The sequence below is a fragment of the Mucilaginibacter antarcticus genome, assembly GCF_042686155.1.
In the GTDB taxonomy this organism is placed as follows: Bacteria; Bacteroidota; Bacteroidia; order Sphingobacteriales; family Sphingobacteriaceae; genus Mucilaginibacter; species Mucilaginibacter antarcticus.
In genome coordinates this window covers 14,469-29,965 of the sequence record NZ_JBHUON010000033.1, presented here as the reverse complement: position 1 = coordinate 29,965, position 15,497 = coordinate 14,469, and the positions used below count along the sequence as shown (strand labels likewise).

The following is a 15,497-nucleotide window of genomic DNA, read 5'->3' as shown; positions in this document are numbered from 1 at the left end:
GTCAGTTTGCCCCGGAATGGGGTGGTCAATTTGACGCGGAATCACTGGTCACATTCCGCCGGAATTGGGTGGTCAATATCAGCGGTATATCCACGCTGGCAAACTGATCTGTATAAATAGCCTGTTGCTTTAGATCCTTGATTTGCCGGTAGTATTCTATCACCATTATACCGTGAGACCTTCCTGACTGAGGGTCCATTTTTCTAAAATATGCGCCACTCAAAAGAGAGTGGGCTTTCATTTCTTTATCTCTGAAATTTAATTCTTTACTTAGTATCAGCGCCTTGTTAAAGTACACCAGACTGCTGTCGAAAATCCATTTTTGCCTGTCAGGAAGATTTCTATAATATAAACCCAGATCTTCGAGTAAATTGATCCGGTTTGTGTCTCTTTTGCTATTCGCGATTTTAGAATGTAAAATGTCCGGCTTTGATTGCCCTGACGCCTTTCCGAATACAAAAAATATTAATAAAAAGAACACAAATATTTTACCCATAGCAATTGCGCTAACGCCAATAAGCGGTATTGTGGTTGAATTTTTTTATTTACTTGGGTTTGATATTTTCCTCAGAAAATTACCCGTAAAGGGTATATTTCTGTTCAACTTTTAATTTGTGATAAAATTCACAATTTCTTAAGGTTAGAACATTATACAGAATACGGAAATTCATGTACAGATTATCGAAAACCCTTGAATATCCCATTGGTGGGCTACCGGTAACGAAAGAGTATTTTACGTGCCTAAAAAAATTTTGAAACCAAAAATAAAAGAAGTTCGAAATGTTGGCTTATACCCCATGATTAAATTCAACGTACGTTTAGTCAACGATTTTTTTTGCCCGGCTCGATTTTCATTAACCTGATGACCGTCACACCTATTACTCAGTTTAAGTAGAGCTGCAGTAATTTAGGTCAGATGATGGAATAAAAAACCTGAAGATTTTAAATACGCCCTTTGGATAGAGAAAAGCTTAGTAAGGGATATTCAAGGATGATTTTTTTGTCGATTTAAAAATGGTAATAATGTTAAACTATAATGAATTTTTTAATCTTGGGTATACTCAAAATAAAAACAATAGTTTTAAATTACACTATATTTAAACTAGGGAATCATCTTCAAATATTCACAATGAACTTTGATGCTAAATGGCTTTACGTGACTAAAATTAATTTAGCTATCTGTATGGCTATTTTTTTGATTTATTTCCCAAAACTAACACAAGCACAAAACACACCAGTGTCGATGGCAGTTAAAAATGAAGGTGATATACCGGTAAGTCAAGTACTTTTTAAAATTGGTCAATCCAAAGCTGATTCAAACCGAGTCAATCTTTATTTAGAGTTATCTCATTTATATTGGCATCAGAAAGAAAGTAAAACTCATTACATTGATAGCTGCCTTATTTTTGCGAAAACAGCCCGGGATTTAAGCTACAAACTAAATTTTTTAAATGGCATTAATGAATCGCAATTTTTAGTTTGCCGGATTAGTGTAGAACTCAATCAAATAGGATCAGCCATGCAGGTTGTGAAAACCGTAAGCGGCGAAGAAAAGGTCAGGTTATTATTGATACTTGGGGAGCATTATATTTTTCAACCGAACACAGACAGCATCACCATAAAACCGGCTAAAACCTATCTCCTGCAAGCAATCAATTTGAGTCAAGCTATAAATTCCAAAAGATGGCTATATCAAAGCCAACTCACTTTCGCCAAATTTTATTTTGCTCAGGCGGATTTGGAAAGTGGGAAGAAAGTAATGATGGAGATTATTAAGGCTTGTGATCAATCAAAAGATTATGAAAACGAAGCGCATTTTTGGTCTGAACTGGGTCACTACATTCCGGAAACTAACAAAACCTTCAATGATATTATTCGAATTAACTACAATGCAGTTCATTTTTATCTAAAAACGAAAAATATTAAAGAAGCGGCTTATGTTTTTAGGGATATAGCGACGCTTAACGGTGATTGGGTTAGCATAGACACTTGTGAAAAACAGATGTTACAAGTAATTGCTATGCTAAATTCTATTCAAGTTACGCCATCCTATGCCACTTACTTTATTCTCGCAAATGTGTACGAAAATAAGGGCCAATATGACTTAGCGTTGAAGTACATGCTGAAAGCCCTTTCAGTACCAGAATCCAATAAAAAACTGAGGCTGCGGGGTAAAAGAATACTTGGTGATATATATTTCGATCTCAAGATGTATAAAAAATCCCTGTCTGTTTATCAGGAATTATTCGATGCAGCAAAAGAACAAAAATCATTATCGTTATATATACTTTGTTATACCCTGGTTAAGAACAATATATTAATTGGAAACAGCGCACCTATGCCGCAATTCTTGAAACAAATTCTCAGAAACTATCCGCCGGTAACAGCTAATGATAAACAGCTTTTGGCGGCAAGCTTTGGTGACGCATACAATTCAGTTGCTGACTATCCTAAAGCTGAGCAATACTATCTGAAAATGATTAGACTCGAGAAAAAAGTTGAATCAGATCAAGGAAAGGATTTTGCTATGCGTTTTACGGTCTCAGGCAGTTCGGCGTATTTTTCTATTGGGGAATTTTATGTTAACAGAAAACGCTTCCCCGAAGCAAAACCTTATTTTCTTAAAGCTTTGGCTGAGCCTCTTAATAAGAGCGTAAATTCGGTAAAAGACATTCATTTCCAATTGTTTAAAATTGATTCCGCCATGGGCAATTACGTTTCAGCGATCGATCATTTCGAGATCAGTAAAAAATTGCAGGACTCCATATTTAACGAGGTGAAAACGAAAGAGGTGAACAGATTACAGATTGCCTATGAAACGAGTGCAAAAGAAAAATCTATCATTGCTTTACAGAGTCGTTCCCGCGCTCAAACAGAAGAAATACATAAAACTTCACTCGAAAAAAATATAATTTTCGGGGTGACGGTTCTCCTTATTATAATTGCTGCACTCTCGTACAACGGATATCGTAATAAAAGAAAAGGGAACTTGGCATTGCAATCAAAGCAACTAAAAATAAATTTACAGAACGAAAGTCTGCAGGCTTTAGTTCAAGAGAAGGAGTGGTTGTTGAAAGAAGTACACCACCGCGTAAAAAATAATTTGCAAATCGTGATGAGCTTGCTTAGTTCCCAATCGGCTTATCTTCAAAATAATGCTGCTATCGAAGCAATCCATGATAGTCAGAACAGGGTCCAGGCCATATCCCTGATCCACCAAAAACTTTATACCAGCAGCAATTTAGCAAGTATTGGCATGTCCGTTTATGTGGCAGATCTGATTAGCTATTTATCAGAAAGTTTTGATGTACGCAGTCGTAATATAAAATTTGAACAGAATATTGAATCCTTTAATCTTGATTTAGGACAGGCTGTACCCATAGGTCTTATTATCAACGAATCGGTCACTAACGCAATTAAATATGCGTTTGACACTGATGGCGGCCTGATTAAAGTCGCTTTACAACTAGTTGAAAATGAAATGCTATCATTAACTATAATTGATAATGGTAATGGTTTACCGGATTCTTTCAAGCTGGAAAATACAACTACTTTAGGAATGGAAATGATGAAAGCATTAAGTAAGCAATTAGGCGGTGTTTTCAATGTGGAAAACAGTTCGGGTGTAAAAATTAACATTAAATTTCATATGGATAAAATTTCTGAATCGGCGCTGGAAAAAGTGTAATGCTAATTTCCTTTTTTTTAATTTTAAAAAGGAACGGGATCATTAAACTATTCATTAATGTCATGAAGTTTTGAAAGGTCGTAGAGTTAACAAACCCTTACAGCATCCGGTTATTTTAGTTTCTTAAAATTAAGATATTGGCCTATCATGAGATGATGCCAGCTTATATTAGAATATCGCAGAAACTTTAAATTTGCTGTTCAGTTAAGCGTGATGCATAAATTATTTAACAACTGCTTTTAATTATTCAGTTCCTCCCTGAGAGATCATATTTAAATCTTTCTCTATTTTGAAATCCATACTAATAGTCACACCAGCATCGCTTTGAACCTTAAACTCTCCGCCTAATTGCTTACTTAATGCTTTCATCATTTCCATTCCTAGGGTCGAATTGTTTTCCGCATCAAAATTAGCAGGCAGCCCTTTACCGTTATCAGCAATCGTTAAAGACAAATAATCTTCCTTTATTAACAGAAGTGAAACTGAAATTTGACCGCCCCCATTTTCGAAAGCATATTTTATAGCGTTAGTTATAGATTCGTTGAGTATTAAACCCAATGGAACAGCTTGTGAAAGGTCAATATTGACAGGTTCAACAAACTGCTTGAAAGTTATATGCCTTTTTCGGGTATCAAAACTCTCTGAAAGATGATTAAGTAGGTCCTCAACATAGGCCGGTAAATTTATAGTTGCCAAATTATTACTGCTGTAAAATTTTTGGTGTATAAGCGATATGGCCTGAACCCTATTCTGGCTTTCTCTAATAGCTTTAAGGGCATCAGAATTTTGCAGATAAGCTGATTGGGAGTTGAGCAAACTCATAACGATTTGCAGATTATTTTTTACCCTGTGGTGTACTTCCTTTATCAGCCAGTCTTTTTCTAGGAGCAGTTGATCTTTATCCGTTAGCAACTTATCCTTATCAAATAATAAATCCTGAAGAATCAAATTTTTCTGATTGATCTCTAATTGTTTTGTTTGTAATATGAGGTTGCTGCGCTGTTTGTTTCGATAACCATTATATATCAACCCGGCTATAAACAATAGCATACCAACCCCACCAAATGTTATATTTCGAGCGAGATTAGCACTTCGTACTTCCGAGTGCTCCTTAAGGCTTTGAATCTTAAGAATATTTATAGATTGCTCTTTTTGTTCACTTTGATACTTCACCAACATTTCTGTAATCTGGCGGCTTTTTGTTGCGTTAAAAATAGAGTCACTTAGGTTTTTAAATTTTTGGAAATGCGTAATAGCTGACAGGTATTGCCCTGAAGCAGAATCAACCTTGAACTTCATTAGCTCAATTTTTCTTACGCTCACAGGCCTGATTACATATTTTGGAAGGGCTAAGATTTTTTCGAGATATAAACCGGCTTTTTTGAATTGTTTGGTAAGGATATAGAATTCACTTAAGGTTTGGTAGTAGTAGGTGTAATCGATAAGCATTTGATCATGAGTGCTATAAAAATTCTTGTTAAATGCAGTAATTTTAAAAAGCCTAATCATTTCCAAATAGTATTTTTCTGCAGTTGCATATTGTCTAAGAGATTTATAGCAATTAGCAAATTCTTCATTCATATCAACTTGCTGTGCCATGTTCTGGGGAGGTACCTGTTTTATCGACTGCTTTAAAAATGTAAGCCCTTCCTTACTTTTGTTTTGAGAGATAAAATCGAACATTGCCAAACTCAAATAGCCGTAAAAGTCCTCATACTTAGATCTATTCTTTAATATTTGAATTGATTTAATGATCTGAGTAAGACTTTGTTCGTACATGTTCAAGTCAGAATAAACCAATGCGAGTTTAGAATAGTAATAATCGGCTTTGGCGGTATCGGCATTTGCTTCCATATCCTTTATTAATTCTAACCTGTAAAACAGCTCTTTGTGCAAATCAGGTTTTGATTTGTTAATATCTGCCAGTAGATCATATATTGCAGTCAGGTTTTTACTATTAATTGATTTAAGTCTGTATAAAACCTCCAATGACTCCCGTTCGGCAATCTCAAATTTCCCCTGGTTAAAATGTGCTTCGGCAATATTTTTTAATATTTCGATTTGTAATGATTGGTTTCGTTCTGTTCCGAGAATTAGCAGTGCACTTTTGAAGCATAGTAAATTATATAGTATCTCGCTCCTGCTATTTGAAAGGTTCAATTTTCCTAATTCATTCCAGCTCTCAGCCTCCAGCTGTTTTTCTTTACTCTGATGATAAAAATTAATTATTTCTATATAACAAGCTTTAGCATGAGCCTGTTTACCAGCTTGTTCATCACATAGAGCGATTAATTTTAGCGTTTTATGTCTCCATGGTATGTTCTGTGAAATGGTGCTTAAGTGCAGTGCCCTATATAAGAAGGTGTAAGCGTTATCAAGGTCCTTTTTATTCTCATTGGGTTTAAGAATATAATATTTTCCAGTCTTGAGTAAAGCGTTAAAATAAGCAGTATCCGGATTTTTATGAATTTTATAAAAATTGCTACTATCGCGAAAAAATATAAACTTCCATCTGGCGTCGTTATCATACTCCTGTTTCAATAATTGATCCGGAAGCTTTATCGATGGAGTTTGGGCAGATATATTAAAGACAGTAAATGATAACGCAAGCCATACGTATATTAGTTTATACTTCATCCGGATTTCCTTATTCAACCACAAGAGTTCGTTGTAAACATCTTGAATCCGGATGTTATGGTCAATGTATAGAAGATGGGTTAAATTGTACCATTTACTTAATTTACCTTACCAACTAGAATGAAGATATATTCTAAATGAAGTGAAACGGAAGTTTCAATCTATATAAATTTCACCCCTAATTGCGGTGGAAATTTAGAAATAAAAATAAAGACCGAATTGTGGCAATCGGTCTTTAAAAAAAATTACAGGAATTAGTTATTTCAATATTAATTTTGCTGCGAATTCGGCTATCATTATTGTTGGTGCATTGGTATTACATGATGTGATTTCAGGCATTACAGAAGCATCTGCAATTCGCAATCCGCTTATTCCATGTACTCTTAACTGACTATCTACCACCGCGTCTGTACCATGTCCCATGGCGCAGGTACCTACCGGGTGAAAATACGTCTGGCATGAGTTCCGGATAAACTCAACCAGTTCGTTGGAGCTGCTGAAACTTTGCGGAACGATATTGCTTTTAATCAGTTTTTTTAAGGCCGGTTCAGCAGCGAGGTCGAGACAAAGTTCAACTGCCGCGATCATCGCCTGCATATCCTGATCGTCGCTTAATAAATTTGGCTGAATAATAAGAGGCGCATTAAATTCGGATGATGTCATTGTCAGAAAACCTCTGCTTTTCACTTTTACTAATGTCGGTAGCAAACTGAAGGCTTGTTGTGGAACTGTATATTGTAAACCGATTTCCGGGCTTACAAGGGCCGCCTGAGCGGGAATGATCATCAGATCCGGCTGTAGCTTGCTTTTAGAACTGCGGGCGTAAACTGCGCTTCCCAGCAGATTGTGAGTAGGGGCACCCATGGATTCATTTGCTTCAAAGCAGACACTTGCGATCAGCGGATGATCCTGAAGGTTTTTTCCAACGCCAGGAAGATCTGTTTTGACTTCAATCCCCAATTTTTGTAATTCCTTCCGTGGACCTATACCTGAAAGCATTAAAAGTCTCGGCGTTTCAAAAGTGCCTGCCGAGAGTACAACCTCCTTAGTCGCTTTTATGGTAAGCTTATTTCCTTCATAAAATAATTCAACGCCAACGCAGTTTGAACCCTCAAGAACCAGGTTTACCACCCGTGCATCAGTTATCACCGTCAGCAGCTGATGATCAATCACAGGTTTAAGATATCCTGTAAACGGGCTGCATCTTTTACCGTCCAATGTATTCAGGCTCATGGGGCCGGCACCTTCCGGATCAGGTCCGTTAGTGTCCGGAAGATAGGGTAATCCGTAAGATACCGCAGCCTCTATCAGCGCATTTCCAACAGGGTGCATATTTCTGGCTGTTTCTACGTGGATCGGACCGTTAGCGCCATGGAAAGAGCTTTCGCCACCTTCCCAATCCTCGATTTTTTTAAATAATGGCAACACCGAATTGTAGTCCCACCCTTCGTTACCGGCGTTCGCCCAGATGTCATAATCCCTCTGGTTTCCCCTGGCCCAAACTAATGCGTTAATACTGCCTGATCCCCCCAGCTGTTTACCTCTCGGAGCATAAATTGTCCGGTTGTTCAACACAGGTGAGGGCGCATATTGGTAGAGGTAATCGTTCAATGCTCCGATATTATTCAGCCACAGCAATGGGTCTGTAACAGTATCCGCCTCATTGTGATCTCCGCCCGCTTCTATCAGTAAAACTTTGCCTTTCCCCGAATCAATCAGTCTCCTGGTTAGTACGCAACCTGCAGAACCAGCGCCGATAATGATAAAATCGTACTCTTTTTTTAGTTTGGTTTCATTGCTCCCTGATTTATTTTCTTGATTATGCTTCATAACTAAATATTAATATGGATTTAATAGGTATTTACTATCTGATATCAAATTTCCAGATTTTGATATTTCTGTGCATTCACATTTGTTAATACTTTACCCATAGTGATATCATTGAGTGCTTATCTGATCCGTCTCAAAACTATTCCATTTAACGGTCCGCAATAACTTTGGGGTTTCAGGTTACTTAATACCGTCATATATATTCCAGTTATAGGATATTTCGTAATATCTGCTGCGTCTCATAATATTTAATATCCTATTAATCAGATATTTAAAGAAGCAGGCATATTTTTGGTATACGGGTAATTAATAATGGAGCCTTGGAATTTATCAAACAGGACAATCGTTGACATTAAAAAGGAGTCATGAAAAGGACATAAAAATAATAAAGGATACGAATATCCTTTATTATGAAAGTTAAGATATAAATTTGTCCGGAAGCAGGAGGGACTGCTGCAAATGAATTTTTATTAACTTTTAAGGTATAAGAAAATGATGACTAAAGATCAAATGGAATTAGTAAAAGGAACAGTGCCGGTGCTTCGGCAGCATGGTGTTCTGTTAACGACGCATTTCTATAAACGAATGTTTGAGGGTAACCCGGAGCTTAAAAATGTATTCAATATGGGTAATCAGGAAAATAACAAACAACAGACAGCGTTGGCGATGGCTGTTTTGGCATATGCGGAGCATATAGAGAATCCGGCTGTGCTGATGCCTGTTTTAGATGGTATAGGACAGAAACACATCAGTCTCGACATCAGGCCTGAACATTATCTGATCGTGGGGGAACATCTCATCGCCTCCATAAAGGAAGTTTTAGGGGATGCGGCTTCAGCAGAACTTCTGGAGGCTTGGACGACCGCTTATAATCAATTAGCGGCTATCATGACCGGACACGAGAACCACCTCTATGTTCAGCAGATCAGCAAAAAAGGTGGATGGTCAGGCTGGCGGCCATTTGTAATTAAAGAAAAGGTCGTTGAATCAACAGAGATTACTTCTTTTTACCTGTATCCGTCGCACGGTGGAATGGTTGCCGATTTCCTTCCCGGTCAATTTTTGAGTGTGCGTTTGTTTTTGCCGGAACTTAATTTACTACAGCCAAGGCAATACAGTATTTCGAGTGCTCCAAACGGTGAGTTTTACAGAATTTCGGTAAAAAAAGAAACCGCTTCAAGTTTAACGCCTGATGGCATGATCAGCAACCGGCTGCACAACTATGTAGGTGTCGGTGATATCATTGAAGTATCAGCCCCTGCCGGCAACTTCTCTTTCAGTCCTGACAAGGATAATCCGGTGGTTTTTATCAGCGGGGGCGTTGGACAAACGCCTTTAATGAGTATGATGGAAAGTCTCGTCAGGATCGGAAGCAAAAGGCCCCGGACGTGGATACACGGTTGCCGTGATAAAAATGTGCATGCTTTCAAAGAGGTCATTGAAAATTGGACAGGTCAAAATGATGACATTAAAAAGCATATTTTTTATGCTGACCTGGACGGCGAAAGGATCACTAAAAACGAATACGAAGGCTGGGTTGATCTGAACGTGATTGATAGTGATTTAATTACGCCGCAGACTGAATACTACATATGTGGTCCGGCCGGATTTATTGAAACTCATTACAGACAACTATTGCTGATGGGGGTAAAAAAGGAATTAATTCATTTTGAGGAATTCGGACCACAGACGCTTAATCTTAATTAAAAAAATGACCAGAACTGGTCCTGAAATCAAATCTCTTCCGGAAGTATTTCCAGTAAGCATTTTTGGGTCCGTAATGGGTTTAGCAGGTCTCAGCAGGGCATTTCGCCTGGCTGAGACTCTTTTCGGGTTAAGCACCTTTGCGGGTGATCTTGTAACTTTTATAGCAGTAACTGCTTTTATTTTGATAGCTGGAATTTTCCTGGTCAAAGTTTTTCGTTTCCCGAAATCAGTCAGAGATGAATTTTTGCACCCTTCGAAAGGCAGCTTTTACGCGACCATTCCTATTGCTGTATTGTTAATGTCAACTGTTGTCAGATCGCATTTTCAGATTGGATATTTTATGTGGTGTTCAGGCACAGTTTTAATGCTTGCACTGACAGGCTATACCTTCTATAGCCTGATAAGCAGGGGCAGGCAGCAACTTGATATATCCCCTGTACTGATTTTACCGGTAGTTGGCGTACTTAATATAGCTGTTACAGCAGCCGTCAGGCATACCGGAGTGGCAGATGAAATTATTCTTTTTTCTTTTTCTGTAGGGAGTATATTAACCATTGTGTTTTTTACCATTATCATTTCCAGAATAGTTTTACATGATGCGCTGCCTTTGTCGGCTCAACCGACACTGATGGTACTCATGAGCCCATTTGCTGTAGGCTTTCTCGCCTATATTAAAATAATCGATAGAACTGACGTATTTGCGGTCATGCTTTTCTACACGGCCTTATTTCTGTTCCTTGTATTTTTAATAAAGATTTTTAACAGTCAGCGGGGCTTTATTCACACCTGGTGGTCATTGTCATTCCCTGTCGCCGCCTTGACGAATTGTTCGCTGAAATATGCGGCTTTTCATCCTACGATCTTGCCTGAAGTTATTGCTTTGGGCCTGCTGACCAGTCTTACGCTGCTGATTACTTATATGTTAATCATGACCATAAGCGGACTTGTTTCCGGGTCATTATTTATTGATAAGCCAGACGGGATGATATCCGTTAAACTGACTCAGAATTGTATTTAAAAATTAAAGAAAGGAGTATTACAGGATGGTCTCGGTTTTATTAGAAAATGATGTCAGAGAAAGTGTTTTGCAAAAGGCTGAAGTGCTTTTTGCACTTCATGGGTATGAGGAGACATCTATGGACAAAGTTGCTGAAGCCACTGGTATAAATCACCGGATATTAAGAGGTTACTTTAAAACTAAAAGATTGCTTTATATGGAAATTTTTCATATCCGGCTAAACCGTCTCCGCATATTGCTGGCCGGTGTACCCGGACTTAAAAGTGATTCTCCGGAACGTTTAATGATATTTTCAAATATCTACGCTATGACATTTAAAAATACCGCTTTTTTATGTCTGATGCAGAGAGAAATATCTTTCTGGCCATATTCTGTAGTCAGGGATCAGATTGATCAATCGATAAAAAATACGCTGCAAACCCTTGTAACGCTTGTAGACATTGCTGTAAATGAATATTACATCACCGATATTGAAAGGCCAATAGTCTTCCAGTCTGTAATCAGTACGATGCCGGTAATGGGTATGGGCTCACCGGTAGATCGCATGATTTCCGATACGATAGATCCGCACCGGACCTTTTATTCTGGCCAACGGGTTAAAATGGTGCTGTTGAAAATGATGAAGGATAATCAAACCGAATTTATTTACCGGGCATAGTAAACAAATGAACTTTGATCGTAAAAACTCTTTTCCTGGTGGAATATTAAAAAGAGCTCAATAAAGCTACAAATTATGCATGAACACGAGAAGTTTAAAAATTTTGAAGATTACCTGTATAACCAGTATATGCTTGGTCCCGAGACGATACAATTAATCAGGGATCGTTCCAAAATCATCACTGTTCCTAAAAACAGTTTTTTACTGAGTCAGGGACGTGTCTGTAAATATGTTTACTTTATACAATCAGGCCAGGCGATATCGTATCTGACAGATTCTGCCGGAAGATCAAACACGTGGTTTTTCCATTTTAATGGCGGTAATAATCATATTGAGAACGTCTTTGCAGTGGATTATAAAAGTTTCCTGGTATCGGATCCATCGTCAATTTCTATTAAAACCCTCACCGAAGTTACCGCAGTGCAATTGTCAAAAGAGGATTTGAATCTTATGCTGAAAGTTTCTTACGCTTTTGAAAACTGGATCAGAATTCTGAATGAAAAGATTTTTATTCTGGTTTTTAACCGCACCCGGTCGTTACTGACGATGTCAGCTTCTGAACGTTATATTCAAATGCTGCATAACGAACCATATTTATTCAATATGTTTTCGAGCTATTATATTGCGACCTACCTTGGAATAGCGCCCCAGTCGTTAAGCAGGATACGGAAATCCGCGATAAGGAGTGCTTAATAACGAAACCACGAAACAAATTACCGGATTATCTTACATTTGTAATTATGGCTATTTTTTCTAAAACCTGCGAATATGCGATACGTGCTGTTTTCTTTATAGCTTATAAGACATCCGAAGGCGGACGGGTCAGCCTGAAAGATGTTGCGGCAGGAATTGATACCGCTGAATTATATCTAGCTAAAATTCTTCAGGCCTTGTCACGCGCCGGTATTATCAGTTCTTTTAAAGGGCCTAACGGTGGTTTTTTTATAGATGTTGATGCACTTAACAAGCCCATAAGCGAAATTGTAGAAACGTTTGATGGTAATGATCTTTTTGTCGGTTGCGCACTTGGTCTAAAACATTGCTCGGAAATCAACCCATGCCCGCTTCATGAAGAATTTGCGGTAATCAGGAACAAGATCTCTGATCTTTTAAAAACTACAACGATCGGAAATTTTAATCAGGAGTTATTAACCGGATTATTATCATTAAAACGCAATAATATCTGACCTTGCAATCCTTCTGTCAGGAAAATTTGCATGTCACAGAAAAATTCTTGCAAAAAAAACCCGGTTTCCCGGGTTTCAAAACTGATTTGATTTTACTTATCTTTCCAATAATTGTTGGCTGCCGCAATCGTAGCGAATTCAATTGCTACTGTTTGACCAATGGCAATCAGCATGGCAGCGTCCGAGGCATAAACCGGGCGGAGTTTTTCACGGATCTCGGTGTCAGGCTGGGTGATCTTAATAACCAGCCTTGACATTTTAACAGCCAGCATTCGTCCCTCCTCAGGGGTTGCGGTAATTAATGAATTACCGGGAATTAGTTGAATTTGATCGCTCATATATTTTGTTTTTATTATTGTCGGTTTTTAACTGAAATCGGATAAGCTCTTGCCCGGTCGTCCAGCATCTGATCAGCTATGGTTACACCCGGTGAAAGGTTGTTTGGATTAAATTTTAAACTTTTATCTTCCTGCACGGTATTTTCCGAAAGTTTTTTAATGGTCAGGGTTCCCAGCATAATTCTTTGGCGGGTATCCGGCCAGGCGATTGACGGGTCTCTAATTTTGTCATCACCCGCTGATAACTGTGCATATAGTTTAAACTGTATTTGTCCCTTGTTGATGCGGTCTTTTATTTCTGCCGACAGATAATCAGGTCCTGACATTTTCAGTTCTTCAGGGGTCAGAAAATGTTCGCCTGCAACAGGGATAAGCTGATAGCGAACATATTTTGAAACGCCTTTGGCATTGGTTAACTTAAAGGAGTTTACTCCGAAGAATGATAACGTAGCATAACTAGTTGTAGGCGGTTTCTGGCTCGTGAGGAAAGTTTTTGCTATAGGATGGGTGCCGAAAAATTGTTCCAGTAGATTTGGATGAGGAGCATCAGGGCCGCTTTTTGAAATGTCAGTCAGCAGTTCAACAAAATCGTCTGTATTACCAACCGGAAAACCATTGAAACTATGCATAATCATGTCAGAGGTTATACCGCCATCTCCGTGAAATTTCATGGCAAATCCCCGCGGATTGGATAAGCCGGTTGTATCGGCGATATTTGGAATTCCCGTAAAGTCTGAAAAACGGATTGTAACAGGTGTTTGCTTCTGATATTGAAAAGCCATACAGATTTTTTTGGCTTCAGCAGTAGGCTGAAAATCCCCCTGTAAAATTATTCCCTTGGCGTGTACGGCGCGGGAATGATTGTTTCCAAAAGCAGCATATAATGCACCTACCATTTCAGCCGGTTTTGCTACGGTTTTCTTCTCCTGGGCCAAAGCGGAGCAACATGTGATACTCAGGTAAATCGAAATTACCGATTTCCATGAAAGAAGGCCTTTGTTGATTTGTTGATTTTTTAACATGACTTTTTTTTTGGTTAATATTAGTGTTGTAAGATGTATTTAAATAGATTCCACTGGGGATTATGCCCGTTTCAGGTACACTGCTCTCAGGCAACTGTTTGAAGCATACTATCCTGGCTTTTAAATTGTGAGAAGTTCACACCCGTCGTGTTCTTAAAAAATTTGCTGAAATGAGCCAGGTCATAAAAACCAAGGTCATAAGCAATGCCCTTCATGCAGCTGTTTGAATTCATTGCCTGCCATTGGGCCTCTTTAGCAATTCGCTGCCGGATATGGTGACCAGCAGAATAACCTGTGCACTTTTTCACCACTTCATTCAGGTAATTTGGCGTTACTGACATGGCTTCTGCATATTCAGCAACCATTTTTTTTGTTTTGAAATTTTCTTCAACCAGAAATTTGAAATTATTTATGATTTCCAGGTTTCTGGGTCGTCGCTCCGTTTGTAAATGTGTGTGCAGTTTACTTGAAACATGGATGAGAAAGATCCTGAAATAGCGATATAGTAATTCGCATTTGCAAGAACTCTGATCAGTAAATTCTTTAAGCAGGAGATCGGCGAAAGTCATTATGTCACCGGTTAACTCTGTGGATGCTGTCTCCTGGGCGGCGTTTAAGAAACGGGATATATTTAGCCCCCCAAAACTTTCATTCCGGTCAACCCTCTCTAAAAAAATAGTTGAAAATGTAATCACGCAGCCATTTGACTTTGGGCTTAAATGTATTTTACATTTCTTCCCGGACCTGAGAAGTACGAGTTGCCCCGGTTTAATGGTTATATTTTCCTGACCGTTGCAAAGTGTTGCGGAGCCGTTATATAACAATACATATTGATACTGTCCTGCAGGAAAACTACTGTTGTTTATAGTTTTTAAATCAAATTCGCCTATGTCAAATTTATCTACATTGAAGTCGAACAGATCATTTTCAGGTCCGAAATAATTTGGCTGAGCAGAGAATAGTTTCATAGCAAATACTTAGTGATAAATACAATTGCCAATTAACCAATATTGTGCCTTTAAGGGTAACTTATTGTTAAACAGTAAGTTGATATTTTTTATATATTTTATTATACGATATTTCCGAATTCTGGCAATCTCAGAGACGATATTTCGTAATTATTAACATCAGCCAATAAATAATCGGTACATCTATAACCGTAAGCGGTACATTGCCTTTACTTTTGACTTAAGATAGTTTAGCAGGCAAATCTGAACTATACAGCATCTTATAAATATTTTAAGAAAGCCAGTGGCAATAATTAGCTGGAATGGAAGGAGAAATAATTGCTATTTTTATTTGCGAAAGGTATGGTGGGTGAAATTTTCTGATCCAGTAAGGGTATGATCAGCTTATTATCGTTTATGTCCATTGAATTTCAAATAAGTATAGCAAGGCATTTAGCATGCCTC

The 15,497-nt window shown here is 38.1% G+C and carries 12 protein-coding genes; 6 read left to right on the top strand and 6 right to left on the bottom strand.

Annotation, left to right across the window (positions count from 1 at the left end):
- Positions 1-25: 25 nt before the first annotated feature.
- The gene (locus ACFSYC_RS18665) at positions 26-496 is read right to left on the bottom strand and encodes a hypothetical protein (protein WP_377130371.1); all 471 of its coding nucleotides are present in this window, start codon (positions 494-496) and stop codon (positions 26-28) included.
- A 633-nt stretch (positions 497-1,129) separates the two neighbouring features.
- Between ACFSYC_RS18665 and ACFSYC_RS18660 the strand changes: the two genes are divergently transcribed.
- On the top strand, positions 1,130-3,688 hold the full coding sequence (locus tag ACFSYC_RS18660) for a histidine kinase dimerization/phosphoacceptor domain -containing protein (protein ID WP_377130370.1): 2,559 nt from the start codon (positions 1,130-1,132) through the stop codon (positions 3,686-3,688).
- Between the two features lie 243 nt (positions 3,689-3,931).
- Here the strand turns inward: ACFSYC_RS18660 and ACFSYC_RS18655 are convergent, their stop codons facing one another.
- Together ACFSYC_RS18655 and ACFSYC_RS18650 are read right to left on the bottom strand one after the other, a co-directional pair.
- Positions 3,932-6,325 (bottom strand): sensor histidine kinase, encoded by a 2,394-nt coding sequence (locus tag ACFSYC_RS18655; protein ID WP_377130369.1) that lies wholly within the window; start codon positions 6,323-6,325, stop codon positions 3,932-3,934.
- 258 nt (positions 6,326-6,583) lie between these two features.
- Complete coding sequence (locus tag ACFSYC_RS18650) at positions 6,584-8,155, bottom strand: GMC family oxidoreductase (protein ID WP_377130368.1); 1,572 nt, start codon at positions 8,153-8,155, stop codon at positions 6,584-6,586.
- A 492-nt stretch (positions 8,156-8,647) separates the two neighbouring features.
- Between ACFSYC_RS18650 and hmpA the strand changes: the two genes are divergently transcribed.
- The 5 genes from hmpA (at position 8,648) to ACFSYC_RS18625 (ending at position 12,725) form a co-directional block, all read left to right on the top strand.
- Positions 8,648-9,862, top strand: a complete 1,215-nt coding sequence (gene hmpA, locus ACFSYC_RS18645; protein WP_377130367.1) for an NO-inducible flavohemoprotein — start codon at positions 8,648-8,650, stop codon at positions 9,860-9,862.
- Between the two features lie 4 nt (positions 9,863-9,866).
- A complete protein-coding gene (locus tag ACFSYC_RS18640) occupies positions 9,867-10,880 on the top strand; it encodes an SLAC1 anion channel family protein (RefSeq protein ID WP_377130366.1) in 1,014 nt (337 codons plus the stop codon).
- Positions 10,881-10,905: 25 nt separating this feature from the next.
- Entirely contained in the window at positions 10,906-11,538 is a 633-nt protein-coding gene (locus ACFSYC_RS18635) for a TetR/AcrR family transcriptional regulator (RefSeq protein WP_377130365.1), read from the top strand.
- A gap of 75 nt (positions 11,539-11,613) precedes the next feature.
- Complete coding sequence (locus ACFSYC_RS18630) at positions 11,614-12,231, top strand: Crp/Fnr family transcriptional regulator (protein WP_377130364.1); 618 nt, start codon at positions 11,614-11,616, stop codon at positions 12,229-12,231.
- Positions 12,232-12,278: 47 nt separating this feature from the next.
- Positions 12,279-12,725 (top strand): RrF2 family transcriptional regulator, encoded by a 447-nt coding sequence (locus ACFSYC_RS18625; RefSeq protein WP_377130363.1) that lies wholly within the window; start codon positions 12,279-12,281, stop codon positions 12,723-12,725.
- 92 nt (positions 12,726-12,817) lie between these two features.
- On the opposite strand, the gene ACFSYC_RS18620 is transcribed toward ACFSYC_RS18625, so the two are convergent.
- From ACFSYC_RS18620 to ACFSYC_RS18610, 3 genes are all read right to left on the bottom strand, one after another.
- Complete coding sequence (locus ACFSYC_RS18620) at positions 12,818-13,063, bottom strand: hexameric tyrosine-coordinated heme protein (protein ID WP_377130362.1); 246 nt, start codon at positions 13,061-13,063, stop codon at positions 12,818-12,820.
- Positions 13,064-13,077: 14 nt separating this feature from the next.
- Positions 13,078-14,085, bottom strand: coding sequence for a catalase family peroxidase (locus ACFSYC_RS18615; RefSeq protein WP_377130361.1), 1,008 nt, complete (start codon positions 14,083-14,085; stop codon positions 13,078-13,080).
- 86 nt (positions 14,086-14,171) lie between these two features.
- Positions 14,172-15,053: a helix-turn-helix domain-containing protein gene (locus tag ACFSYC_RS18610; protein WP_377130360.1), complete on the bottom strand. Its 882-nt coding sequence runs from the start codon at positions 15,051-15,053 to the stop codon at positions 14,172-14,174.
- Between the last annotated feature and the right edge of the window lie 444 nt (positions 15,054-15,497).